Origin of the sequence: Raoultibacter timonensis, assembly GCF_900240215.1 — a bacterium.
Lineage (GTDB): Bacteria > Actinomycetota > Coriobacteriia > Coriobacteriales > Eggerthellaceae > Raoultibacter > Raoultibacter timonensis.
In genome coordinates, this window is record NZ_LT964679.1 from 213,532 (window position 1) to 239,131 (window position 25,600).

21 protein-coding genes are annotated in these 25,600 nt (G+C 59.9%); 13 read left to right on the plus strand and 8 right to left on the minus strand.

Going from position 1 to position 25,600, the window contains the following annotated elements:
* The 3 genes from C1722_RS00890 to C1722_RS16775 form a co-directional block, all read left to right on the plus strand.
* Nucleotides 1-748: PD-(D/E)XK nuclease family protein (locus tag C1722_RS00890; protein ID WP_180994964.1), on the plus strand; the 748-nt coding region annotated here is incomplete at its 5' end.
* The gene (locus C1722_RS00895) at nt 748-4,212 is read left to right on the plus strand and encodes a UvrD-helicase domain-containing protein (RefSeq protein ID WP_102377589.1); all 3,465 of its coding nucleotides are present in this window, start codon (nt 748-750) and stop codon (nt 4,210-4,212) included. The genes C1722_RS00890 and C1722_RS00895, both read left to right, overlap by 1 nt.
* Before the next feature lie 316 nt (nt 4,213-4,528).
* Nucleotides 4,529-4,705 carry a hypothetical protein gene (locus C1722_RS16775; protein ID WP_180994965.1) on the plus strand — a complete coding sequence of 59 codons (177 nt, stop codon included), beginning with the start codon at nt 4,529-4,531 and terminating at the stop codon, nt 4,703-4,705.
* 15 nt (nt 4,706-4,720) lie between these two features.
* On the opposite strand, the gene C1722_RS00900 is transcribed toward C1722_RS16775, so the two are convergent.
* The gene (locus tag C1722_RS00900; RefSeq protein WP_244902396.1) at nt 4,721-5,305 is read right to left on the minus strand and encodes a nitroreductase family protein; all 585 of its coding nucleotides are present in this window, start codon (nt 5,303-5,305) and stop codon (nt 4,721-4,723) included.
* A gap of 120 nt (nt 5,306-5,425) precedes the next feature.
* Between C1722_RS00900 and C1722_RS00905 the strand changes: the two genes are divergently transcribed.
* Nucleotides 5,426-6,625: a M20/M25/M40 family metallo-hydrolase gene (locus tag C1722_RS00905; protein WP_244902397.1), complete on the plus strand. Its 1,200-nt coding sequence runs from the start codon at nt 5,426-5,428 to the stop codon at nt 6,623-6,625.
* Here the strand turns inward: C1722_RS00905 and C1722_RS16780 are convergent.
* From C1722_RS16780 to C1722_RS00925, 4 genes are all read right to left on the minus strand, one after another.
* Entirely contained in the window at nt 6,622-7,044 is a 423-nt protein-coding gene (locus C1722_RS16780) for a hypothetical protein (RefSeq protein ID WP_180994966.1), read from the minus strand. The genes C1722_RS00905 and C1722_RS16780 overlap by 4 nt on opposite strands.
* Before the next feature lie 289 nt (nt 7,045-7,333).
* Complete coding sequence (locus C1722_RS00915; RefSeq protein ID WP_102377592.1) at nt 7,334-8,542, minus strand: U32 family peptidase; 1,209 nt, start codon at nt 8,540-8,542, stop codon at nt 7,334-7,336.
* Between the two features lie 93 nt (nt 8,543-8,635).
* Nucleotides 8,636-10,288, minus strand: a complete 1,653-nt coding sequence (locus tag C1722_RS00920) for an FAD-dependent oxidoreductase (protein ID WP_244902398.1) — start codon at nt 10,286-10,288, stop codon at nt 8,636-8,638.
* A 133-nt stretch (nt 10,289-10,421) separates the two neighbouring features.
* Nucleotides 10,422-11,222: a cytochrome c3 family protein gene (locus C1722_RS00925; protein ID WP_180994967.1), complete on the minus strand. Its 801-nt coding sequence runs from the start codon at nt 11,220-11,222 to the stop codon at nt 10,422-10,424.
* Between the two features lie 120 nt (nt 11,223-11,342).
* Here C1722_RS00925 and C1722_RS00930 point away from each other — a divergent pair, with 120 nt between their 5' ends.
* The 8 genes from C1722_RS00930 to rplW all read left to right on the plus strand — a co-directional run bounded on the left by C1722_RS00930 (nt 11,343) and on the right by rplW (nt 18,222).
* Nucleotides 11,343-12,854, plus strand: coding sequence for a helix-turn-helix transcriptional regulator (locus C1722_RS00930; protein ID WP_219724261.1), 1,512 nt, complete (start codon nt 11,343-11,345; stop codon nt 12,852-12,854).
* A 381-nt stretch (nt 12,855-13,235) separates the two neighbouring features.
* A complete protein-coding gene (gene rpsL, locus C1722_RS00935; RefSeq protein ID WP_102377595.1) occupies nt 13,236-13,610 on the plus strand; it encodes a 30S ribosomal protein S12 in 375 nt (124 codons plus the stop codon).
* Nucleotides 13,611-13,686: 76 nt separating this feature from the next.
* Nucleotides 13,687-14,157 (plus strand): 30S ribosomal protein S7, encoded by a 471-nt coding sequence (gene rpsG, locus C1722_RS00940; protein WP_102377596.1) that lies wholly within the window; start codon nt 13,687-13,689, stop codon nt 14,155-14,157.
* 17 nt (nt 14,158-14,174) lie between these two features.
* On the plus strand, nt 14,175-16,292 hold the full coding sequence (fusA, locus tag C1722_RS00945) for an elongation factor G (protein WP_102377597.1): 2,118 nt from the start codon (nt 14,175-14,177) through the stop codon (nt 16,290-16,292).
* A 47-nt stretch (nt 16,293-16,339) separates the two neighbouring features.
* Nucleotides 16,340-16,648 carry a 30S ribosomal protein S10 gene (rpsJ, locus tag C1722_RS00950; RefSeq protein ID WP_102377598.1) on the plus strand — a complete coding sequence of 103 codons (309 nt, stop codon included), beginning with the start codon at nt 16,340-16,342 and terminating at the stop codon, nt 16,646-16,648.
* Between the two features lie 14 nt (nt 16,649-16,662).
* A complete protein-coding gene (rplC, locus tag C1722_RS00955; RefSeq protein ID WP_102377599.1) occupies nt 16,663-17,283 on the plus strand; it encodes a 50S ribosomal protein L3 in 621 nt (206 codons plus the stop codon).
* A gap of 31 nt (nt 17,284-17,314) precedes the next feature.
* A complete protein-coding gene (gene rplD, locus C1722_RS00960; RefSeq protein ID WP_102377600.1) occupies nt 17,315-17,938 on the plus strand; it encodes a 50S ribosomal protein L4 in 624 nt (207 codons plus the stop codon).
* Nucleotides 17,938-18,222: a 50S ribosomal protein L23 gene (gene rplW / locus C1722_RS00965; protein WP_102377601.1), complete on the plus strand. Its 285-nt coding sequence runs from the start codon at nt 17,938-17,940 to the stop codon at nt 18,220-18,222. Before rplD ends, rplW begins: the two co-directional genes overlap by 1 nt.
* 717 nt (nt 18,223-18,939) lie before the next feature.
* Here the strand turns inward: rplW and C1722_RS16635 are convergent.
* The 3 genes from C1722_RS16635 to C1722_RS00980 all read right to left on the minus strand — a co-directional run bounded on the left by C1722_RS16635 (nt 18,940) and on the right by C1722_RS00980 (nt 23,792).
* Nucleotides 18,940-19,293: a hypothetical protein gene (locus C1722_RS16635; RefSeq protein ID WP_146040573.1), complete on the minus strand. Its 354-nt coding sequence runs from the start codon at nt 19,291-19,293 to the stop codon at nt 18,940-18,942.
* Between the two features lie 160 nt (nt 19,294-19,453).
* Nucleotides 19,454-22,732, minus strand: coding sequence for a BadF/BadG/BcrA/BcrD ATPase family protein (locus C1722_RS00975; RefSeq protein ID WP_102377603.1), 3,279 nt, complete (start codon nt 22,730-22,732; stop codon nt 19,454-19,456).
* 844 nt (nt 22,733-23,576) lie between these two features.
* Nucleotides 23,577-23,792: a helix-turn-helix domain-containing protein gene (locus tag C1722_RS00980; RefSeq protein WP_102377604.1), complete on the minus strand. Its 216-nt coding sequence runs from the start codon at nt 23,790-23,792 to the stop codon at nt 23,577-23,579.
* Between the two features lie 242 nt (nt 23,793-24,034).
* On the opposite strand from C1722_RS00980, the gene C1722_RS00985 reads away from it, so the two are divergent.
* Nucleotides 24,035-25,579 (plus strand): helix-turn-helix transcriptional regulator, encoded by a 1,545-nt coding sequence (locus C1722_RS00985; RefSeq protein WP_102377605.1) that lies wholly within the window; start codon nt 24,035-24,037, stop codon nt 25,577-25,579.
* Nucleotides 25,580-25,600 lie beyond the last annotated feature (21 nt).

Here is a 25,600-nt window from a genome sequence, read left to right on the forward strand (position 1 = left end):
GAAGGTCACCGCCGATACGCTGCCGCGGGCTCGCCGTATCCTCGAGCGCGTGTTCGACGATCAGCTCGCATACGACGCGACGCTCGTCGGCGATGCGACGGCGCTCGTCGCGCTCGACGATCTGGAGCGGCGCGAGGTCGACGATCTCAAGCGCAAACTCGTCGGCTACCTCGATCGCGAGGCGAGGCTTCTGCCCGGGTTCGCTCCTCTCGACGGCGAGGTGAGCTTCGGCCGGAAACAGGGAGCCTTCGAATATGCGGGCTTCAAGGTGAACGGGACGATCGACCGCGTCGACGTGGACGGATACGGCCGTGCGGTGGTCGTCGATTACAAGGGTGCCGTAGGCAGGTCCTATGCGCTGAGGGAAAAGGCGGATGCACCCCCCGCTCTGCCCCGCAAGGTGCAGACGCTCATCTACGCGCAGGCCGTGCGCAAGACCATGGGCCTCGAGCCGGTGGGCGCGCTCTACCTTTCGTACGGCAAAGACGAGGGCATCGCAGGCTCGTTCGACCATGCGCTGCTCGACCCCGAGAAGGACCTGCTCGGCATCGATGCCGCTACGTGCGGAACGCTCGGTTTCGCAGAGCTGCTCGATCGCGTCGAGGAGGCCGTGGCCATCCGCCTCGAATCGCTGCTTGCCGGCGATATCCCTGCGTGTCCGCGCGACGAAGACGCCTGCACGTACTGCCCGGTTACCGTCTGCAGCGTGCGCGATGCCCTGCAGCGTCGGAGCGAGGGAGACGAGTGATGGGCTCGGTATCCTACACGAGCGAGCAGAAGCTCTGCATCGAACAGCTTGTCGGACCGGTCGACATCTCGGCAGGCGCCGGATCGGGGAAGACGTTCACGCTCTCGCAACGCATCGCCTACGCCCTTTCGCCTGAATCGAACTCGGGGATCGACGACATAGACCAGGTGCTCGCCATCACCTTCACCGATAAGGCCGCATCCGAGATCAAAAGCCGCGTACGGTCGACACTGCGCGCGAACGGCCTGTTCGAACCTGCGCTCAAGGTTGATTCCGCGTGGATATCGACCATCCACGGCATGTGTTCGCGGATACTGCGCGCCCATGCGCTCGAGCTCGGGCTCGATCCCGGGTTCGCGGTCATCGACGGCTTGGATCGCCAGGAGATGATCGACGCTGCCGTGAACGAGGTGATCGGGGAAGGTTCTGAAATCGTGAGCCGCTCCGAATTCGATGCGCTGTTCGAGGCGTTTCCCGCGCGCAGCAGCGGGTTCGGAGGATCGTCGATATCGGCGATGGTCGAAGAGCTCATCGCGAAGGCGGCGGGCATGGTGAGGGGCTTCGACGGGTTCGAGACGGGACCGGATCCGGCGCCGCCCACGGAGTTGGCGAAACGGCTCCTTATCGCATATGAGGAGCTGCTCGCTTCCTACGAAGGCACCAAGCAGACGGCTTCTCTCGAGAAGAACCGCGCGTTCGCGCTCGATGCCGTCCAAGCCTTGCAGGAGTTCCTCGAATCGGGCGACAAAACGCTCGACGGCCTCATCGCCGTGCTCGATGCGTGCGAGTTCCTCGGCAAGCGCGGGTGCCCAGCGGAGGAAACCGAGTACTACCAGAACGTTCATGCGGGCGTTGCGCAGGAGGCGTTCCTCGCGAAGGCACGCCCGCTTCTGGGCGATCTGCTCGCGCTCGCCAGGCGAGCCCAGAGCGTGTACGAGGCGAGCAAGCGCTCGCAAGGCGTGCTCGACAACGACGACCTGCTCAAACTCGCGCTCGATGCGCTTTCCCGCGAAGAGATCGCACGCGAGTACCGCGATCGCTTCCGGCTTGTGATGGTCGACGAGTTCCAGGATACGAGCCAGCTGCAGATCGAGATCGTCCGCCATCTGGCGGGCGAGGGCCTGCGCTACCTGTGCACCGTCGGCGACGCCCAGCAGAGCATCTACCGGTTTCGCGGTGCCGATGTGAACGTGTACAAGGCGTTTCGCGCGGGGCTGGAAACCGACGAGGTCCGTGTCGGTGGCGGCGAGCCGACGCTGCTCAAGCTGTCCCGCAACTTCAGGAGCCACGCCGACGTGCTCGCGTTCGTGCGTGCCGTCTGCTCCCAGGACCAGGTGTTCGGAGGCGATTTCCTCGATCTGACGGCGGTATACGATGGAAGCGGCTACCGCTCCGCGAAGCCGCGCATCCAACTCGTGGCGGCTACGGTTCCCCAGGGCCTGCCGGGCAAGACGGCCGATCTCGTGGAAGCCGAAGCGCGGGCGATCGCTGCATATTTCCGTGAAATGCACGAAGCGGGCCATCCGCTTTCCGATATGGCCGTGTTGCTCGGTCGCATGGCGTTCGCCGAGGTGTACGCCCAAGCTATCCGCGACGAGGGCTTCCCGTGCATCATCGCAGGCGGTTCGCTGTTCCATAAATCCCCCGAGGTGAAGGTCGTCGAGCGCCTGCTTCGCGTGCTTGCCGACATGGGCGATACCCAAGCGCTCTTCGAGGTATTGACCAGCCCTATGTTCGAGCTTTCGGCCGACGATATGCTCGAACTCGCAACCGGCTTCGACGAGGCGAACGGCATCCCTATCAAGCGCGATCTCAGCAAGGGGTTCGCGGCGCTGTCCGACCGCATCGACGAACTTTCGGCGGGCCTGCGCCATGCGGTGCTGCTCATGCAGAAAGCCCAGATGGAAATCCGCTACAATCCGCCGTCGAGAGCGCTCATGGACGTGCTGCTCGATTCGGGATGGATCGCGCGTCTTGAAGCCCAGGGAGCCGAGGGCTCGGCGCGCATCGCCAACGTGCTCAAGGCCGTACGGTTCGTTGAATCGATGGAGCGCGACAAGGGTTTCGGCATCTCCCGCTGTTCCGCGGAGTTTTCGGCGATGATCGCCGCCGGCATGAAGGAGGCGCCCGGCGCGCTTTCGGCCGATGGGCAAGAGGCCGTGAAGATCATGACCATCCATGCTTCGAAGGGCCTGGAGTTTCCCGTCGTGGCGCTCGCCCGGTTTGCGAAAGGCCCCTCGGGCCCTTCGGGAAAGCTCGTGGCCGAGACGATGGGAAACAGCACGTACCTCTCGCTCGCAGCGCCCTCTTCGTTGCCCGCCAAGGGTTCGCTTTCGGCCAAGGCGCAGGGAAAGCCGTACGCCGCCCCTGCGGGCGAGGATCCCCGCACGGCAACAGGGCTGCTCGACTACCACGCTTCGCTCAAACGGGTTTCGCGCATCGAGGAAGACGCCGAGGAGCGTCGCCTGTTCTACGTGGGTGCGACGCGCGCCAAGGAGGCGCTGTGCGTAGTGATGGGCATCAAGGAGCAGAAAACCGATCCGTACAAAGCCTATCGCGGCACCCTCGACGATATCCGTTCGGCGTTCTGCGGCGAGGGGCTTTTCCCGTCCGAGAACGCTTCTTTCGAGTACGGCGGAAGCGAGCCTGCCGAGTTCGTACGGGTTGCGGTGGTTGCCGAGGGCGAGCGGGAGGCCGGGGACCCGACGTGCCAGCAGGCGGGAACGTGCGCCGATCTTGGAAGGTTGGGAACGGTGAGCATCCCCGATGTCGAGCCGTTTTCGCTGCTCGGAACGCGCTCGGCTCTTCGGGGGGCTGCGGGGCTCTTCTCGTATTCGTCGATCGCCGAAGCGCACGATCCGGATTTCGCCGAACCCGTGTTGCCGCCCGAGGCGTTTGCGTCCGACGCCGACAAGGCGACCGACTTGGGTTCCGCCTTCCATCGGCTCGCCCAGCTTGCCGCGCTGCACTCGATCGGTTTCGCCCGCTCGCGCATCGGCGCGATCGAGGCGACGTACGGCATCAAGGACGTCGATCGACTGCACCGCGCTGTGGACCGCTGGTTCTCGTCGCGGGTTTGCGCAAAAGCGCTCGGCATGCGGCGCCATGATGCCGAGGTTCCGTTCAGCGTGATGGTCGCAGGCGCAGGGTGCCTCGAGGGCGAGATCGATCTTCTGTGCACAGACGACGGCGCCTGCGCCTTCGTCGTCGATTACAAGACGGGCGGAAACAATGCCGAAACCGACGAGCAGCTGCATGAGAAGCACCTGCTGCAGGCGCAGTGCTATGCGTACGCCGTGCTGAACCAGGGGTTCGAGTCGGTCGAGTTCGCGTTTGTCCGCGTTGAGCGGGACGATCCTTCAGGCGGCGATACGCTGCAGGCGGTGCCGTACCGCTTCGAGAAAAGCGAGCTGCCTTCGCTGGCTGCCGTTATCGCCGATCGCGCAAAGGCCGCCCGGAACTGAAGCGAAGCTGTTCGAGGCCGGGCGAGCGTCTTGGGTGTTGGGTATGACGTGCGGCATCGGCGCCGAATGGGCAGCCCGATTCGCGCAGCGACGCGTAGGAAATCGGTTGGGCTGTCGAACAGGATGCGTGCGTTCCGATTGAACAGCGAACATGCTGCTCTGCGGGCGCAGCTGGAATCGATGCGGCCTGCGTACGGCACCCGATGGCGATCTGTTCTTTAAGGATTCGAGCAGATGCGTGCCAATAGCGGCTTATCGGCGAATATGCCGTAATGTGGCAGAGATTTCGACTTGTGTCAATAAGGGAATCGAATACATGATTGCTGAAGCGGCGGATCGCGGAGAAACACCAGGTCGCGAATTCTCGAAAGCCGCTGCAACCGAAATGTATTATATTATCATTTGGCACAGATCGATTTTTCTGCCAAAACCGACGGTTTCTCCATCGGATCGGGGCACCGCAACGGTTGCCGTGATCCGCGTCTTCGAATAGGGGCTCATCGTCGGCTTACTTTTCCAGCAGCACTTCTTCGAGCGAGCGCTTCGGTACGTGGTGCACGCGGGCTTCGTCGCGCCAGTAGGCGGGGGAGCCGTTAGCTGGCATGTCTTCGACGACGACGTGCTCTGCGGGCTTGCCGAGGGCGATAACGAGGTCGGGCGCGAACGTCGCTCGGTCGATTCCGAGCGCATCGGCGAGGCTCTTCTTCTTGAATGCGCCGATCGGGCAGGCGGCAAAGCCGGCGCTTCGCGCGGCGAGCATGATCGTCTGCAGGGCGATTCCCTCATCCCATGCGGTGAACAGATCTCCCATGACCAGGCTTTCGTCGTGTAGCATGACGATGTAGCCGGTCGGGCGCTCGCCCTCGCCGGGTCCCGGCCAATCGGGAAGCGCAGCCGCCCACGAGAGGCAGTCGAACACGCTTGCGCATGCAGCCGGATCGCTGACGATCAGATACTTGAGCGGCTGTTTGTTGCCGCTTGAGGGGACGAGCCGCGCGGTGTCGACGAACTCCACGAGCAGCTCGTGCGGGATGCGCTCGCCTTCGAGGAACCTGCGGCAGGTTCTGTTTTGGATTACGGCGTCTTTGAACACGGGAACTCCAATCCTTCGTCTTTGTCTATAATGGTGGTAACCGAACGACGGTGCAAGGCGGGCTTTCGAACCGTTTTCCGACCGTTTGCATGCGACTGCACGAGCTAAGGACTGAAGCATATGGATACCACCGCAGACAGCATAACGTCAACTGACGAGAGCGCATTGGGCGAACCGCCGATGTCCGATGCGGCTGCGAGCGCAGAGGCTTGCGCTGCTGCCGTACTCGAAACGTTCTTCGATCTCGTGCGCATCGACAGCCCCTCGCGCAGCGAGGCCCAGGTCGCCGCGTATTGCAAGCGGCGTCTCGAGGAGCTTGGGTTCAGCACCCGCGTCGACGATACGCGGGAGGCGACGGGTTCGGATACCGGTAACCTGATCGCGCATCTTCCGGGCACGGCGCCCGGGCACATCGCGCTTTCGGCCCATATGGACTGCGTGAGCCCGTGCTGCGGCGTAGAACCGGTTATCGAAAACGACGTTGTGCGTTCGGCGGGGGATACCGTGCTCGGGGCGGATGACAAGGCAGGCGTTGCCGCCATCATCGAGGGGCTTGCCGCCGTTGTCGCATCCGGTGCGCCGCGTCCCGACATCACGGTCGTGCTCACGGTGTGCGAGGAGCTGAGCCTGCTCGGTGCTGGTGCGCTCGACTCCGATCTGTTCGACGGCACGGTGCCCTGCTTCGTGTTCGATGCGGATGGGGCACCCGGGTCGATCGTGCTCGGCGCACCCTTCCACTATACGCTTCGGGCGACCTTCGCGGGCAGGGCGGCCCATGCGGGCGTAGAGCCCGAGGCGGGCGTCTCGGCCATCCAGATGGCGGCAGCGGCCATCTCGGCTATGAGGCTCGGTCGTATCGACGAGTGCACCACGGCCAACATCGGCATGATCCGCGGGGGGCGCGAGGTCAACATCGTAGCCGATGCGTGTTCGGTCGACGGGGAGTGCCGATCGCTTTTCGAGGATCGCGTGAACGCCCAGCGCGACCACATGACCGAGGCGCTGACCGCGGCTGCCGAGCGCTTCGGGGGATCGGTGGACATCGATTGGCGCGTCGACTATCCGGGCGTGCTCTTCGACGAGCAGGATCCGATCGTCGAGAAGCTCTTTTCGGCGGCGCGTGCTGCGGGCCTCGAGCCCAAGACGACCGTTTCGGGCGGGGGAGCGGATGCCAACCTGCTCGGTACGAAGGGCGCGAAGGCCGTCACGCTCGGCATCGGCATGACGGCCTTCCATTCGGTTGACGAGCGTATCGCCGTTGCCGATATCGTCGGCACGAAGCGCTTCATCGAGAAGATCGTCGCGGAGTTCTGCGGTTAGGCCTGCATAGGGGTAAGATGCGAATCGGTGCAGGCTGAGGGTTGAAACCGCGCGATAAGCTCTTTGATCGGAATCGGATCGGTGAAGTCTGCTGTTTCGCCGTGCTCGCGACGCGCTTTCGCCCGGAGGGCCATAGCGCGTCGATAGTCGAACGCATCTGCTTGACCGGGAATTTCTCCGTCTGCAATTGATTGGAGAAAGCGTTTCGCGTCGTCGAGCTGACAGGAATCGTGCGGATCGACCTCGGCCATGATCCAAGGGGTTGCGCCGCTGTCGGGGTAATAGCAGATAAAGGTATGGGCAAATTTTCCAATCGGTCCGACTGGTTCTTGATGGGCAATCCGCGCTTCGACGGATTCTCGGCTCACGAAGGTTTTGCCCCCGGAGCGCTTTCCTGCCAGAACGCCGTTTGCGACCATGGCGTTGATTCGGTATCGGCTCGCTCCGAGCAGCTCGCCCGCTTCTTCTGCTGACAAAAGCTCGGTATCGTCGTCGGCGACCGGGTGGGCAACGGCCAGATCTCCTCGCATAATGGGAGGTGCGAGCTCTATGCGCCGCTTAGCCTCGTCAAGGGAAGCGAATGTTTTGGGTTCGAGGTGCGGGTAGTGTATTTCGAAGGCGTCGTCGCTTTTTTGGATAATGTAGCCGCCTGGAACGGCCTTGCCGTTTATGTGCACATCCCAGCGACGAGGTGGTTCCTCGTCCGTATCATGCTCGTGCCAAGTTCTTATTTGGCGTGACATCGTTCCTCCTGAATGGTTTGTTGCTGTTCTGGCGAGTGGTTGCGTATTGCTGTCCGGTCGGTTTGTCCGTGTAGCGAGGGCAGAGGGGGTAGCTTCCCCCAAACTGAGCTTCGATGGCTTCGATCATGTCGTATTGTCCGAGGTCTTCGAGGTTTTCCCTGGTAATCCATCCGTATCCGAGCAGCTGCTTTGCGAGGTCATCGCAATAGGTGCAGGTGTGGCACTGACGGTTGCACGTTGCCGTGCGCTTGAAGAAAGACGTTTGGTCAAGGGATTTGTTGTCGATGTGCGCGCTGTATTCGATACCGTAGTATCCAATGCTGCTGCAGAGGATATCGAACAGGTTTCCGTTGTAGGATTCGTTGAGATACGCTTTTGCGCATCGGATCACCTTGCTCGGCAGCATGTCGCGCCCAACGATTTTGAAGAACCGTGTGATCTTCTCGTATCGATGGAGATCTTCCGGCCGAATCCAGTTTGATTTGAAAACCTGTCCAGGGTCTTGTTTGGTGATGTTTCCGCAAGCGAACGAAAACGATGTCCCCTCGGAATCCATATCTTTCGAACGATGGGAGATATAGTTCATGTGAAACTTGCGGTACGGGCACTTGTCGAGGCATCCCTCGTTCACCATAAGCTTGATTTCGACGCCGAGGCGCTCGACGATATGCCGAAGGAGCTTGAGGTTCTTGTTGATGGCCGTATCGACGGTTATCGTGTTGGCGCCGGCTCGAGCGAAGGACTCGGCCCGTGAAAAGCAATCGATGTCGGAAAGAACGGAGGCGCTGATCTCGAGGTCGGGGCAGGCTTTTCGTGCGTGTTCGATCAAGAACGGGTTTGCGAGCGTGACGGCCTCTACGCCATGGTCTTCGTGCATGCGTCGGATAAACCCGATTTGCCGAGTAAGCGTTTCCGCGCTGTACCAAGCAGAGCCATCGCAGGTTGAATTCATGGTGATGTCTACTCGAATGCCCGCTTGGCGAATGTGCTCTACCGCGCTCGTGAAATCTTCCTCGGTCGTCTTTTCGCCGACGCGACCCGATCCCGCAATCGATTGCGGAGCGTTGAGATATATCTCGCGAATGCGATTGCCGCCGCATTCCTTCAGTGCGATGAGTTCATCGAGCGTTTCGGTGCTTCCGTTGTACGGGACGGAGAGTTCAAAGTTCGGCATAGTGGTTTCCTTCGACGCCTTCCGTTCAGGAACGTGAACGGAAGGCCTTGACGTGCGGTCCCGTCCGCAATAGACGAGATCGCTTGCTGCGCGCTATTTGCTTTCGGCTGCATCCCACGCTTCGAGTGAGGCGGCATGTCTGCCGGCGATGCGCCCGACGCACCAATTCTCTGAGCCGTTGCCACCGGTGATGGCGTAGGTGTGCCCGTTCATGTTGCCGAACGATCCCGCGGAATACAGGCGGGGGATCGGCTTGCCGTCAGGATCGACTACGTTGGCGTTTTCGTTTCGCCTTGCTCCGCCGATCGTATTGCAGATGCCGGGATAGAGCGGAATTGCATAAAACGGGCCGGTTTCGATCTTCGCCAATTCGGCGCGTCCGAAATCATCGTCCGTTCCAGCTTCGCACAATTCGTTCCAACGCGCGATCGACGCTTTGAGCTTTTCGACATCCATTTTGTCGTCCCACTTGCTGGCGGCGATGTTGGCGGCTAGTTCTTCGATTGTCTCGCCGGATGTGATCCATCCGCGTTCGAGTTCCCACTGGTTGTCAGCGGACCAACCTGCCCAACCGCCGAGTTCGGGATCGAGATCTTCGGTCATGTAGCCGATGCCCATGCCTCCGTTAGCCGTTGCTGCGCCGCCGACCATTCCGCCCCAGCTGCCTCCGGAAAAAGACGTGTGGTCGAAGATGTACCACGAAGGAATTCGGTCGAAGTCGCAGATCTCCTCATCGAAGTTCGCATAGGGTTTCCAGCCACCGTGAGGGCTGAATACCTCCTCGTTGCCCCAGCGCTCCCCGAGCCTGCTCACTTTGATGTAGTTTGGGGTGGGGCTTGCCACGGATACGCCGCCGGGAACGATTTCGGGATCATCGAACCATGCGTCGTCCCCGCCGCAGACCTGCTGCATGTGCCAGAGATCCGCTCCAACCTTCTGCGTCATTTTGATACCGTCGCCCGTATTGTACTTCCAGCCGTAAAAGCCCTTCATGGGATAGCATTTGAGGTATTTCTCTTGCAGTTCGTAGTTAAACTCGAATCCGCCCGTGCACAAGATGACGCCTTTTGAAGCCTTGACTGCTTTCTTATCGCCGTCTTCGCCGATAAGCGTGTAGCATCCAATGATTTCTTTCGTTTCAGGGTTTTGAATGAGCTCTTCGTCGTGACAATCGAACAGGACCTCGATACCGCGATCCTGGCGATGCTGGTCCATCGCCTCGAAAAAAGCCTTGCCGTAGCCGGTTCCCGACCCTACGTACATCTCCTCGAATCCCGTAAAAATGTCGTATTCGGCGCGCGGCGTTTCCCCGAGCGTATATTCGAGGCCGTATTCGTCGGCATAGTCGGGGTTCAGTACGGCCTCTTCTGCCCACGCCTGACAGACCTCTTTCGGCGTCTGCCCGTGGAACGCTTCGAAAGCGAATTGTGCCGCTGCGTCAGCGTCGTGGGGAGCGGTCCACTGCCCCATGTTGATCGAGGACGATCCGCCTCCTCGGAAGGGAGCTTTTTCCAAGTACATGACCTGCGATCCCTCGTCGTAGGCGGTGATGCCGGCCCAGAGGCCCGCTCCGCCGTATCCGATTACGAGGACGTCTGTTTCGTAGTCCCATGCAGTCGGCATCCAGCTTGGCGTGGTCTCCTCGGCTTGCGCGGTGCAACCCGATAGGGCGGCTGCACCCGCTACGCCTGCTGCGGCGAGTGCCGACCCCTTGAGGAAGTTGCGCCTTGATATTCCATCTTTCATGATTCCTCCTTGTTGTATCTGCTGTTCTCTACACGTCTCAGAGAGGCGTGCGATTGCCGTTGAGCGGGCCCGCATCGCATGCCGTTACATGCGAGGGAGCGCTTTTTTGCTCGGAATGCGATGGGGCCGTTGGCTATTCGTGGCACGTATAGCACTCGTATGTGCCCATGTGATGGCAGCTTTGACACGCCTTTTGAGCTGTTTTCGCGATATCGTCGGAAGCGTGCATGTCGTGGCAGCTGCCGCAATCGATCGTCTCGTGGTCTTCGTTTACCGGCATATCGTGGGGATTGACGGTGGTTCCGTCGTTGTCGGTCAGGATCGTGCTCGATGCCGTCTTTTCTGCAAGAGCCTCGTAGCTTCCGTGGCATACGTCTGTCAGGCAGGTTGCCTCGTCCACTACGGTTTTCTTCAGGCGCTTCGCCGTCTTGTCGCCGTATGCGACGCCGTCATGCACGGAGGTGAGCCCGTCGATGTCGGTATGGCAGTCGATGCAGGATTGCGCTGCGTGGTTTGCCGCGGGACAATTGCCGTCCGTCATCGACCCGCCTTCGGTTTCGTGACATGTTGCGCAGTTGGAATCTGCAGAAAACGAGAATTCACCCTGCATCACGGGGGCTTCTTCGGCGCTCTGAGCCGTTGTCTGCTCGGATGTCTCTTTGGGTGCGCATCCGTATACGCATGCTGCTGCGGTTGCGATTACGATCACCACGAAGATGGCGATAAGCGTTTTGCTCGGTGATTGAGCTGATAGGTTTCCGTTTTTCATGAACGTCCCCTCGTCGGTTCGTGCGGCCACTTCCTCCGCAGTGGCAGCGGTTCGTCTGATGCGGGTCGAAGCATCGGCGATTCGGCTGCGCTTTTCATCATCCGAAAGCGATGCTTCTCGTTGACGGCGCGGATGATTTCGGATGGTACGCATCATCTGTTTCATATGAAATGCTTTTTGCCAGCGGAAATGCGCAGGGAGGCGAATCTATTCGATTGGAAATGTTGCTATACTTTGATGCGGCTGCAGCGGTCATTCCGAAGCCGCGTGCTATGGGAGGATCTAATGGGGAACCCTAAAGCGAAGAATACCCGTCTGGAAATCGACGGGGCGAACGTCGCGTCCAGCGAAGGTCGAGCTTTCGCCAGAGGCCGCCTTCTGCCGATCGCGTGCGTTGTGGGTTTGATCGGGGCGCAAGCATGGATGCCGATCATCGGTCTGCTTTCAGATGTGTATCGAGCAAGCGCCCTTTCCCTCGGCGGTCTTTCTGCGCTTGTTTTGCCGTATCTGAGCACCTGCGCAATCTCTGCCGCAATGTTTTCCTTGCTCAGGGCGAGAGGTGCACAGACGTCAGGAATCTACGGGGCTTTCGTCGGCGCTCTTCTGACGTGCCTCGGGACGGCGATGCTCCTTCTTTTCGATGGCCTTGCGTCGAACAAGATGGGACTGCTGTTTGCTCTTGTCGGCTTCCTCTTGGGGTTTGGCAATAGCCTGATGGTCATGACATGGAGCCTCGTTATTGGCCGCTTGGCGGGAAAGGCGCTTGCCGGCGTCGCTTTTTCGGTGGTCATCGCTTGCTGTGCTCTCGCTGCTTTCGCCCAGCAGGCAGGGGCGAACTCGGTGCTGCTGTTCGCTACGGCAGCTCTCTCTGTCTTGTCTGCTGTCTGCTACGGGTTTGCTTCGGCGTGCGGGGAAGCGATGGAGCACCAGCGCCCAGTTAGCGGATTGGGGCAGGCGTATTGCAGGATCGCGGTTTCTCTCGGTTTGTTTGGCGTGCTGTTCTCGATGATGATCATGCAGTTCTCTATTGCCCCCCATGGTCAGGCCAGCTGGTTTACTTGGATGTTCGGCTTTGCGGGGATAGCCGTGGCCGCGTTGCTGCTTGCGGCCGGACGGGCGGTACGGAAAACGTGGGATTTCGTATTCGCCTACCGTTTCGTTGCGATCCCTGTGCTGATTGCGTTTTTTCCGTTCGATCCCGGCAGCGATTTTTCACTCAAGTTCGCCTTCTGGTTTTCGACGTTGGCGCTATGGTGCTTTCTCGGCATAGCGCCCGGGGTGCTACGCGAGGCAGCGGCGATCTTGCATGTGCCGGCGTTTCTGACTGTCGGTATAGGCGTGTGCGGGTTGGCTGCTGGAGCTGCGATCGGATACTGCGTTGCATGGGTTGTCGAGCTGATTGATCCGACTCCCAACTTCTATATTAACGTTGCGGCAATCGTTGCGATGGCTTTGGGGCTGATCGGGTCGAATACTGTGGTAACGCGCGGTAGCCTTGCTCGGGCGTACCGGAAGGCATCGGTTGCGGTGGGCGAAACCGACGAGGTCGATTTTCCGTTGAACGAAAAAGTCTCTATGGCGGTCAAGGCCTACGGGCTCACCGGTCGCGAGTCGGATGTGCTTTCGATTCTTGCTCGAGGACACGGTTTGAGCCGCGTTCAGGATGAGCTGTTCATTTCAGAGGGAACGGCGATCACCCATAGGCGGCATATCTACCAAAAGCTCAATATCCATTCGAAATCAGAACTCATCGATTTAGTGACGCGCTTCGAGATCGATGGCTGCGACGATGATTAGGGGTTTGTGGATGCTTTACTGCACGGCGAAGGAGGCGCGCAATGGCCGATGGGCGAATGAGCGCGAGGAATCAGGCGCATGCAGACGGCGTCTCGCCACCGTCGTTGTGGTGAAAGTATTTCAAAAAAGATGCCGATTTGCAGAATCGGCTAGCGAATAGCGCCTTTTACCAGTGGAAATATAAACTCACATCTATAGATACACCCGGATGCGTGGCGTTTGACAAGCCTGTTGGGGGATGATAAAGTTCTCGTTCGCGTCTCTAAGGGGCGCGATTTTTCGTGTGCGTAACAGCTGAACGCACTCGAAATATAGGAAAGAGCGACTACCTATATATACAGTATAGGCAGTCGAAACGGAAAAGGTAGAAGGAGTACAGCTTTGCCTACAATCAACCAGCTGGTCCGCAAGGGCCGCCAGCATTCGGCCGAGAAGAGCAAGACGCCGGCGCTGAAGGGCAACCCGCAGAAACGTGGCGTGTGCACCCGTGTGTTCACCACCACCCCGAAAAAGCCGAATTCGGCACTTCGCAAGGTCTGCCGTGTTCGCCTCGTCAACGGCATGGAAGTGACCGCCTACATCCCGGGCGTCGGCCACAACCTCCAGGAGCACTCGATGGTGCTTCTGCGCGGCGGCCGCGTTAAGGACCTCCCGGGTGTTCGCTACAAGGTCATCCGTGCTGCGCTCGACTGCGCCGCCGTTGACAACCGTCGTCAGGCCCGCAGCCGCTACGGCGCCAAAAGGCCCAAGAACTAGCAATCGTTAAGTCGCGCGGGCCGATCGGCCTAATGGGCATGAGCCCCGAAGCGCGCAGACAGGAAAAGGAGAAAGAATGCCGCGTCGTGCAGCAGCAATCCGCCGCGAAGTGCAGCCGGATGCAACGTACAACAACCGCTTGGTCACGCAGCTGATCAACAAAGTCCTCCTCGACGGCAAGAAGTCCGTCGCCGAGGGTATCGTCTATGGTGCTTTCGACATCATCGAGAAGAAGACCGGCGGCGATCCGCTGGCCGTGTTCAAGAAGGCCATGGACAACGTGCGCCCCACCCTCGAAGTCAAGCCGAAGCGTGTCGGCGGTGCCACCTACCAGGTGCCGATGGAGGTCAACTCCCGTCGCGCCACCACGCTCGCCATCCGTTGGATGGTGGACTTCTCGCGCAAGCGTAAGGAGCACACCATGAAAGAGCGCCTCGCCGCCGAGATCATGGATGCTGCCGAGAACACCGGCGCTTCGGTCAAGAAGCGCGAGGATCTCTACAAGATGGCCGAGTCCAACCGTGCATTCTCGCACTATCGCTTCTAAGAAGGGCGGTATCGAGAATGGCAATTTTACCTCTGAAGGACACGCGCAACATCGGCATCATGGCCCACATCGACGCCGGTAAGACCACGACCACCGAGCGTATCCTCTACTACACGGGCAAGACCCACAAGATCGGCGAGGTTCACGACGGCGCTGCTACCATGGACTGGATGGTCCAGGAGCAGGAGCGCGGCGTGACCATCACCGCCGCCGCCACTACGTGCTTCTGGAAGTATCCCGGGGGCGCTGACAACGGCAAGGAATATCGTTTCCAGATTATCGACACGCCCGGCCACGTTGACTTCACGGCCGAAGTCGAGCGCTCACTGCGCGTTCTCGACGGTGCCGTAGCCGTGTTCGACGCGGTCGCCGGTGTGCAGCCGCAGTCCGAAACCGTATGGCGTCAGGCCAGCAAGTACGGCGTGCCCCGCATCGCCTACATCAACAAGTACGACCGCGTGGGCGCGGACTTCTTCAACGCTATCCAGACGATGAAGGACCGCCTGGGTGCGCCGGCTGTTGCCGCGCAGATGCCCATGGGCGCCGAGGACAACTTCTGGGGCGTCATCGACCTCGTCACCATGACCGCATGGGACTTCAAGGCCGACGACAAGGGCATGACCTACCCCGAGCCCATGGATGCCATCCCGGCCGAGTTCGCCGATGAGGCCGAGATGCGCCATCAGGAGCTGCTCGAGGCTGCCGCCGACTGCGACGACGACCTCATGGAGAAGGTCCTCATGGAGGAAGACGTCACGGTCGACGAGCTGAAGGCCGCCATCCGCAAGGGCACGATCGCCTGCAAGATCCATCCTGTGTTCGTGGGTTCGTCCTACAAGAACAAGGGCGTGCAGGAGCTGCTCGACGCGGTTGTCGATTACATGCCGAGCCCCGTCGACATCCCCGCCATCAAGGGCACGAACCCCGACACGGGCGAGGAAGACGAGCGTCCCTCCGACGTGAAGGCTCCCTTCTCTTCGCTGGCGTTCAAGATCATGACCGACCCGTTCGTCGGCAAGCTCACGTACCTTCGCGTGTACTCGGGCCAGCTCGACTCCGGTTCGTACGTGCTCAACGCGAGCAAGGGCAAGAAAGAGCGCATCGGCCGCTTGCTGCAGATGCATTCCAACAACCGCGTCGACATCGACGAGTGCGCCGCCGGCGACATCGTTGCCGTCGTCGGGTTGAAGGACACCTCCACGGGCGACACCCTGTGCGACGAGAAGAACCCGATCATCCTCGAGTCCATGGAATTCGCCGAGCCGGTTATCGACATCGCCGTCGAGCCGAAGACGAAAGCCGAGCAGGACAAGATGGGCGTCGCTCTGCAGAAGCTCGCCGAAGAGGATCCGACCTTCCGCGTTTCCACGAACCAGGAAACCGGCCAGACCATCATCGCCGGCATGGGCGAGCTCCACTTGGAGATCATCGTCGACCGTCTGCTTCGTGAGTTCAAGGTCGAGGCGAACGTCGGCAAGCCGCAGGTTGCCTACCGCGAAACGGCCACCAAGCCGGTTCAGGGCGCCGAAGGCAAGTTCGTCCGCCAGTCCGGTGGTCGCGGTCAGTACGGCCATGCGGTCATCAACCTGGTTCCCCAGGAGCCGGGCGCGGGCTACGAGTTCGAGAACAAGATCGTGGGCGGCGTTGTTCCCAAGGAGTACATCACCCCGATCGACAAGGGCATCCAGGAAGCGCTCAACTCGGGCGTTCTGGCCGGATACCCCGTTGTGGACATCAAAGTCGAGCTCGTCGACGGTTCGTATCACGAGGTTGACTCCTCCGAAGCCGCATTCAAGGTTGCCGGTTCCATGGCCATCAAGGACGCGCTCAAGAAGTCGAGCCCCGTTATCCTCGAGCCGATGATGTCGGTTGAGGTCGAGACGCCGGAAGAGTACATGGGCGACGTTATGGGCAACCTCTCGAGCCGCCGTGGTCAGATCCAGGGCATGGGCGATCGCGGCAACGCGAAGACCATCAAGGCCAAGGTGCCCCTGAGCGAAATGTTCGGTTACGCGACCGACCTTCGCAGCGGTACGCAGGGTCGTGCGGTCTACACGATGCAGTTCGACTCTTATGAGCCGGTTCCGAAGAACGTTGCAGAAGAAATCATCAGCAAGGCTGGCGGAAACGCGTAGGGCCGTGTGGTCTCGCATAACGCTTAAGCATAATGGAGGTAAAACAAGTGGCTAATCAAAAGATTCGCATCCGCTTGAAGGGCTATGACCACGAGATCGTGGATCAGTCCACGAAGCTCATCGTGGACACCGCCCAGAAGACGGGTGCCAAGGTTTCCGGTCCTATTCCGCTGCCGACCGAGCGCAACATGTACTGCGTGATCCGTTCTCCCCACGTGAACAAGGATTCGCGCGAGCAGTTCGAGATGCGCACGCACAAGCGTCTGATCGACATCCTCGAGCCGACCCCCAATACGGTCGACTCCCTGATGCGTTTGGACCTTCCGGCCGGTGTCGACATCGAGATCAAGCTGTAAGGGGGCATAGCGTAATGATTACTACCATCTACGGTAAGAAGCTGGGTATGACCCAGATCTTCGCCGAGGACGACCGTGTGTTTCCCGTGACGGTCATCCAGGCGGAGCCCAACAAGGTCTGCCAGGTCAAGACTGCCGCTACCGACGGCTACGAGGCCGTTCAGATCGGCTTCGGCTCCATCAAGGAGAAGAAGGTCAACAAGCCCATGGCGGGTCACTTCAAGAAGCAGGGTACCGCGCCCACGCGCTATCTGCGCGAGGTTCGCGTCGACTCCGCTTCCGACTACAAGGTCGGCGATGAAGTGACGGTTGCCAACTTCGCCGAGGCGAAGAAGGTTCACGTGTCCGGCACGTCTAAGGGCAAGGGTTTTGCGGGCGTTATGCGCCGCTACAACTTCGCCGGCGGCCCGGGCGGTCACGGTGCGCACTTCCATCGCGCTCCGGGTTCGGTCGGCCAGTGCGCTACGCCGTCGCGCGTGTTCAAGGGTCTGAAGCTTCCCGGCCACATGGGCTGCGAGACCGTCACCGTGAAGAACCTCGATGTCGTTCGCATCGACGAAGACCAGAACCTCATCCTCGTGAAGGGCGCTGTTCCCGGCGGCAAGAACGCCGTGGTCCGCATTCGCATGGCATAGAGTGCAGAGAAACTTGAGGAGTTAAGACATTATGGCAAGTATTGAAGTAAAGAATGTGAGCGGCAAGAAGGTCAAGAGCGCCGACCTGTCCGCTTCCGTGTTCGGCATCGAGCCGAACGTGCATGCCATGCACGAAGTTGTCCGTGCCCAGCGCGCCTCGTGGCGCAGCGGCACCCACAACACGCTGACCCGCGGTCAGGTGCGTGGCGGCGGCAAGAAGCCGTGGCGCCAGAAGGGCACCGGTCGTGCCCGCCAGGGTTCCACCCGCTCTCCCCAGTGGGCAGGCGGCGGCACCGTGTTCGGCCCCCATCCGCGTTCCTACGCGTTCAAGGTGCCGAGCAAGGTCGTGAAGCTCGCGATGCGCTCTGCGCTCTCCGCTAAGCTGGCCGACGGCGAGCTCTTCGTGATCGAGGAGTTCGGCTTCGAGAAGCCTTCCACCAAAGAGGCCGCTGCCGCCATCAAGGCGCTCGGCTGCGAAGGCCGCACGACGGTGGTCATCGCCGACGACGATGTGAACGCGTACCTGTCGCTGAGGAACCTTCCCCGCGTCAACGTGCTTCCCGTTGCCGAGGCGAACACCTACGAACTGATCGACAACAAGGCGCTGGTCTTCACGGCTGCCGCCCTGGCTCGCATCGAGGAGGTGCTCGCATAATGAAGGATCCCCGCGAAGTCATCATCCGCCCGATCATCTCGGAGCATAGCTACGACATGATGGAGGACAACTGCTATACCTTCGAGGTCGCCAAGACCGCCAACAAGGTGGAGATCGCTCAGGCGATCGAGGCTATCTTCAACGTGAAGGTCGTCAAGGTCAACACGCTGAACGTCAAGGCAAAGCCGAAGCGCGTTCGCTACCAGCTCGGCAAGACCCGCACGTGGAAGAAGGCCATGGTTACCGTCAAGGAAGGCGACTCGATCGAGTTGTTCGCTTCCTAGGCTCGCTTCGAGCTCGAGCATCGAGCGAAACGAGCCGACTGTACGCCGAGCGCATCGCTGCTTGGCGCAGGCGCTGAATTTCGGGGCCGGATCCGTTTTGGATCCGGCCCTTTTTGTGCGCGAGCGCATGCGCTTCGGGCAAACGCGTTTGGACCCCGACTGCGGGGTGGGCGCGGATAAAAGTGGCTGAGATTTACGACTTGGTGGATCGAAGGGCGCTGATTCTTATGTCATCGTCGGTTTTCGGCATTGTATCCCCAGATGGCAAGAATCTTGTCTGGACGCCTTCGCTCTGTTTGCGCCGATCTATCCACCAAGTCGTAAATCTCAGCCACTTTGAGGCGGCGGGTGCGGGTAAGGCGCGCGTTCGGACTGCGCTCCGGCATGGTGGAGGCAAAGGGCATCAGCTGCAGCGCGGCGCGAAGCTACGGGGTCGGGCGATCATGCGAGCAGGCAAGGTCGGATTCGGCGCTTGCGGGTGCCTGTGAGAAGAATTGCACCCAGAGTCTTACGGTTTCGGGATGCGTTAGTACCGAAGTTATCGCTCCCTGGTGAAAAATAGTACTGCTTTGTCTATGTTTGGCGGGGATTTCATCCTATCGGTGGCATGTTTTTTCTTGCCGAAACGGGCATCATACTCAGTGCGCGCATGACATCCGTCGCATCGAACGCAAAGCGAATGCCGTCCCCCGCGGTTGCTTTGCTGTTTGTCGGCCTTTAAGAATCGTCGGATGCATGCGCGTTTCTTGTTGCCTCGACTACGAGTAGAATGCGGTTCTTCCGATTGAGCGCTGAAGCGTCCGGGTCGTAGTCGATGACGGTGATGGGTACGGTGGCAAACCGCTCCTTCAGGCCGTGCAGCGCACCGCGTACCTCGACATGTCCTTTCAGGCAGCCGAAACTCTGAGCGTATACAACATGATCGACGCCTGCCGCTTCAAATGCTTCCAGTTGGTCGATGAATCGAACGTCGTCGACAAGAAGCGCGTTGGCGTCGGGCATGATCGCCTCGCAGCAAAGCGTGCCGAGGAAATCGACGAGCCCGTCGTTCAAGGGCGCTTCGAAAACCATATACGGATTTCCGAGAATCCCGATGCGCGGAATGCCGTTCGACTCGCTTTGCGCGAAAGCGCCGCACGGCGCGGCCGCATTCCCGAAAGCAGCCCATGCGGGGTCGCTGGCTTTTCGGAGGATGATGCGGGGAGAAAATCCAAGGGGGTTTTCTACCAGATCAGGCAATGCGTCGAACAGGCATGATGCGCATCCCTCGGGCACGACAACGGTGCCGATGCTCGGATCGGTTCTGCAGAGCCTGATGATGCGCCCTGCGACGGCAGCGACTGTTGAGCAGATATCCTGGCTCACCTCGCGCCGCCCGATTTCGATATCTTCGGCTTCTATGCGGCCGAGTTCGATGGTCTGAGGGCGTTGAACTGCGCGATCCGACGCTTCGCCGCGCTCGGGCGAAGCGTCGGGTGCGGTGCCGTTGGNCTCGGATGCTTGCGGCATCGTAGGCGCAGCCGAACGATTGGAGGCAGACCATGTCGACGTTCTCGCGTGAGGAGGCGAACGTCGCAAGCCGATTGAGCCGCTTGCCCTGCTTCCAGACGGCAAGCTCATCTTCGGACCTCAACTCAGACGGCGTACCGCCGTGCTCGGCTGCAGCGCGCATCGTGCGCGGCGGGCCGGTAAGCCCGATAGGGGAGAGCACGGCGAATCCGAGCGCTGCGAGCATGGTATCGATGCCGTGGCTCAGGGCTGGATCGATATGGTAGGGTCTTCCTGCCAGCACGATGCCGCGTCCTCGCTCGGCGTCGATTCGATCGAGCGCTTTGCGGCATGCATGCTCCATCGTTGCGACGAACCGCGCCTGCGTGTTATCCGCTTCCGATAGCGCCCGCTCGATCTCCTGCTCGGTTAGGGGAACCGCCTGCGGGACGATGTGTTGCAGGGCGGCAAGAAGCGACGCGCGATCAGCTGCACACGATGCGATGCGAGCGGGCTTCGACGAGGAGAGCTTCGGCGAGACGAGTTTCGCGGTGCCGCTGCGGAACGCGGGCATGCTGTCGCGTACGGCACGTGCGTACAGGCTTGAGACGGGACAGTGCGAGCCGCGCTCGTATTCCGGCATGAATACGGCATCGACGCCCTGATCGAGAAGCGAGCTTATGCGCTGATGGACGATCTTGGCGGGATAGCAGACGCTTTCCGACGGTATGGTGTCGACGCCTCCTAAGCCGAGGTCTACCGCGCCGCCTACAGCGATGGAGAACCCGAGGCTTGCCATGAGCGTATGCCAGAAGGGCAGTGTCTCGTATTCGTTGAGTGCGCAGGGCAGCCCTACGACGACATTTCTGCGCGGCGAATCGGAGCCGTTGGACGATACGCTTTTGTACCGATTGAGAAGGCCTTGCTCGAGAGCTACGGTGTTGGGCGCCTTTCCGCGAGCGGCAAGCTGGCCGCCGATGCGGCCTCGGGCGTTTTCGAAGAACGAATAAGCGCGTTCGCAGCGGTTGCCGTCGACGAAGCAGCGGTCGTCGGGAGAGCGACGACGGGAATCTCTGCTTCGATGCAAGTTCGCAGCCCGCGCAGGGCTCTTTCGCTTGGGGTCGGTGCTCTCTTCGAACGTAACGATGGAAAGCGCGCATGCGTTGGCGCATCCGGGGCACGTTTCGGTGCGGTAGCGGGGCTCGAGCGTCGAGATGGCGGCGCTGTCGAGAAGCGAGCTCGCCGCACCATCGGCCCGCGATCGGGCAACGAGGGCGGCGCCGTAGGCGCCCATGAGGTGGGCGATATCGGGCCTTACAGCCTGCTTCCCCGAAACGAGCTCGAAGGCGCGCAGGACGGCGTCGGAGAGAAACGCTCCGCCCTGTACGACTGCGGTTTTCCCAAGGGAATCGAGACTGTCGAGCCCGATAACCTTGAACAGGGCGTTGTTGACGACGGAGTAGGCTATGCCGGCTGCGATGTCATGCGCGGATGCGCCGACCTTCTGTGCATGCCGTACGCGCGACGTCATGAAGACGGTGCACTTGGTTCCGAGATCGACAGGTGCGGTCGCCTTAAGCGCGAGCTGCGCAAACGCGTGGGGCGTGCTGCGCAGGGAGTGGGCGCTCCCCTCAATGAACGACCCGCAGCCCGACGAGCAGGCTTCGTTGAGCACCGCCTTCGAAATCGCGCCGTTTTCGACCCAGAGCGCTTTCATGTCCTGCCCCCCGATGTCGAGCACGAAATCGGCTTTTGGGCAGAGGCTGCGCGCGGCTTGCAGATGGGCCGTGGTTTCGACGACGCCCGAATCGACGCCGAACGCTGCCATTAGGAGGCTTTCGCCGTATCCCGTTACGGTCGCGTGCCCGATCGTGCAGAGCGGCGTGCCGTCGTATTCGCGGGGCATGGCCCGGTAGAGGTCGAGCAGCATCTCGGCAGCAGTGGCGAGCACGTTTCCCGCGACCGGCTGGTAGTCGGAGTGGAGCAGGCAACCATCTTCGTCGACGAGCGCGAGTTTGACGGCTGTAGAGCCTGCATCGATGCCGAGGTACACCGTCCCCTCGGCATCGCCGAAGCGCTTGCGCGGTGCCTTGTGCGCGGCATGACGCTCCTTGAAAGCCTCGTATTCCGCATCGCTTGAGAACAAGGGGGATAAGCGCGGCAAATCGTTTCGCGCCGCCCGGGCGGTGCCGAGGGCCTCCTCGAGTTCGGCAAGCGAAAGGTGTGCAACGGGCGCATCGAGGCGAACCGCATCGTCCGAGAGAAGCGCAGCGCCCTTTGCCGTGAACAGATGGGCGTCGGCTGGCTTGATGCCCGTGCGGTGGTCGAGGTCGAGCGCACGCCGGAATCGGTGGACGAGGCTCGGAATATGCTCGAGCGGTCCTCCGAGAAACACCGTGGTTCCCGTGATGGGCCTGCCGCAGGCGAGTCCGCCGAGCGTCTGCTTGACGACGGCATCGAGCGCGCTTGCGGCGATATCGCTCTTCTTCGCCCCCGCATTGAGCAGCGGACGCACGTCGGTTTGGGCGAACACGGCGCAACGCGATGCGATCGGGTAGGTCTTGGTCGATCCCATTGCAAGGCTGCTCATCTCTTTGGACGATACGCCGAGCATGAACGCGATGGTGTCGATGAAGCCCCCTGTGCCGCCGGCGCACGTTGCGTTCATGCGCTGTTCGAGCCCGCCAGCGAGGTAGACGATCTTCGCGTCCTCGCCGCCGAGCTCTATGATGGCATCGGCTTCGGGGATCTCCTTTTGCACGATGCGGGTGGTTGCGACGACTTCTTGGACGAAGGGTACGCCGAGCATCTCGGCCAACTCGATGCCCGCCGAGCCCGTTACGGCTACGGAGCCTGCTACGTTTCCGTAGCGCCATACGAGATCGTGCGCCACTTCGGAAAGCGTAGTCTTGATGTCGGCTCGGTGTCTGCGGTATGCGGCGCGCTCGACGGTGCCGTCCTCGTTGAGAACGACGATCTTGATGGTTTTGGAGCCTGTGTCTATGCCTATGCGGTACGTCATAGGTACTATCTATACCGCAAGTTGGCGAAATACGCTATGCGGCTGGAAGCATGAATCGGCGGTATACACGGTCTTCTCGGGTTGGCGTAGGGCGGGATTTCTGGGTTCTATCGAGTGGCAGGTCTATCTAATGCCGGTAAAACACCTGATGGAAAGACAAGATTAGTCTATCGGTATTATCTCTAATCGATCATTTAGTGAGCATCGCGGGATGATTTTATCGAAGGTCGTTGTTACTGTTTCTTCAGAATCCCAAACAAAACGAAAGGATCAGCCAATGTGTTTCAGACCTGCAGCTGTCGAACTCGACAAGAAGTGCCCGCAGTGTGGTGCGGCGTGCAAAGCCGCCGAAACCGTATGCCCTGAGTGCGGAGCTACGTTGCCGGCGGGCCCCGCAATGCCGGGTGCCCCAGGTGCCCCGGGTGCACCCGGGGCACCGAAGGCGCCGGGCGCTCCTGCGGCCCCGGGTGCACCGAAGGCGCCTGGGAAGTAGTTGGCGTCGGCCGCGTTTTACGGCACCGCTCTACGGACGGGTCTATAGGGCATCGCAAGACGCAGATCGTGAAGCTGGGGCATTGCGATGGCGCTTCAGGATGTATGTTCGGGCATGTATACGGCTTTCGACATCGGACGGTAGGTATGTGCTATCCTTGCACCCATTGCAACAGATGCGGTCGTGAACCCAAGCCGGGACTTTGTCCGATTTGCGGGTACTCTAACGGGCAAGGTGCCGTTTCGTGCAAACGATGCGGCACTGCGTTCCCTCGACCGCCTGGGCAGCTTCGGTCGGATACTCGTGTGGGGAAAAGGGAAACCCGTGGCGAATCGCGCTGACCGTCCGCTGTTAGATCCCCTCGAGAAACTCCGAAAGGGACATGTCGAATCCCCCTGCGATACGCTCGAGCATGTCGATGCTGGGATTGCGCTCGCCCGATTCGATTTTACTGAGGTAAGCGCGTTCGACGTTGACCATATTGGCAAACGTGACCTGCGTCAATCCGTTTTGCTCCCTCAGAAAACGGATTCTGGCGCCAATAGCTTTTCTTGTCATTTTAGTCATAGGGTGATGGTATCTTTAGCAGTATCGTGTACTGTGTTCGATAGGACACAATTGGCGTTATCATTAGGAAATGAGCATGTTTAGCGCTGGGGGTGATGCGTTTGGTTGCATTGCATGGGTTGCCATGCATATATGGTAATTGCTTATATACTTGAAGTCCACTGCGGCGCATCCGCAGTCTTGAAAACGGGGGATGCCGACTCCCTCTCATCACGAATGCAATAACTGGGGGTAGATGTTGCATGGAAAACGTATCGACTGGCCAAACGCGCGAGTATGAGCAGACGAAAAAGAAGGTTCGTCAAAAGAAAAACGAGTGGTTGTTCGTTAATCCGTATCTCATTGTCGGGATCGTGGGAGCTTCCTTTTGCTTTTCATGGTTCTTCTCGATTATCCTTACGCCCAATTTCCTTTACGCGGATATTGGGGAAACTCGCTTATACCAGCTACTGCACATCGGGTTTGCGGGAGCTCTTTTTGCTGCATACTTTGCAATCTGGCGATTATCCGGCTTTTTCCAGGTGCACAGAGGAGCTCTTCTCGTACTTTCGCTTGCATGCGGTCTTGTGAGCGCTGTTCCCGGCGTATGGCCGTCTTTTTTGCACGATGTGGCGTTGCCGATAAGAACGGCGTGCGCGGGGGCGGGAGTGGCATCGCTTGCTACGCTTTGGATCGAATTTCTCTGCGTTCATCTTAAAGACCAGGTTCGGGTTGCAATCGCCTCGATCTTTGTCCTTTCGTTTGTCTGGTATGCCGGTGTGCTCTTGGTTGATGTGCGGTTTTCCCCGTTTGTCGTACTTGCGTTCGTTTTGATCTCGTGTTTGATCTACCTTTTCCTTCGTAAACGTTTTGCGCTTATGGATACCATGCCTTCGATCGACGCAAAAGAGTCAGATTCTCGCCTGCTGATCACATGGAAACCCTCTCTTCTTACGGTGATGGGATCGGTTGCCCAGGGGTTTGTGCTCTATTGGCTTCTTCAAGCGGAATCGTATGTCCCTGTAGCGTCGTTTTTGTTGGGGGGAGGTTCTCTCGTAGTCGCACTGCTCCTGCTTATTGATTCGCTGAAATCTTTCACAATCAAAGAATCATTCATCAGGAAGCTATTCCTCCCCGTTTTGGCGGCGTGCATTCTTACACTTCTCTTCATCCCGGCGGAATGGCGCTACGTCCCTTGCTTGCTTGCGTTCGGCTTTTCCCTGTTGCCGTACTCAAGTGCTCTTTTTGCTACATGCGAGCATATCGTGCGTTGCGATCTCTCTTCTATACGGGCGTTCTCGTGGGCGCGGCTCTACGCGGCGATCGGGCTCCTTCTTGGTCTTGGAGCTGGATGGTCGGCTTTTTCAAGCGAGATATTCGGCGATATAACGTTGCCGGTATTCGTTGTCGTCATTGTCATGTTCTTTATTCTCGTGTCAACGACGTTGAGCACGAAAAGCTACTACCCTGGCGAAGATGAGCCCGGTGAAAGGATCGCCCGCATTGGGGGTGATGGGGAGATATTGTTTGAGCATCAGGTAGATTCCTCGGGGGATGGGAAGAAGTATTTTCAGCAGAAATGCGATGCAATTGCCGAGAAGTACGGCTTGACGAACAGACAGACGGAAGTCCTGCACCTGCTTGCGAAGGGGAGAAATGCAGCCTACATACAAAAACAGCTTGTGATTTCGCAGCATACGGCAAAGGCTCATATCTACTCGATATACAAGAAAACTGAAACCCATTCTCAGCAGGATCTTATGGATCTGGTTGAGAACTACGAGCTTGACGAGGGCAGTAAGCGATAGGGCATCGCGTGTTTTGAGAGC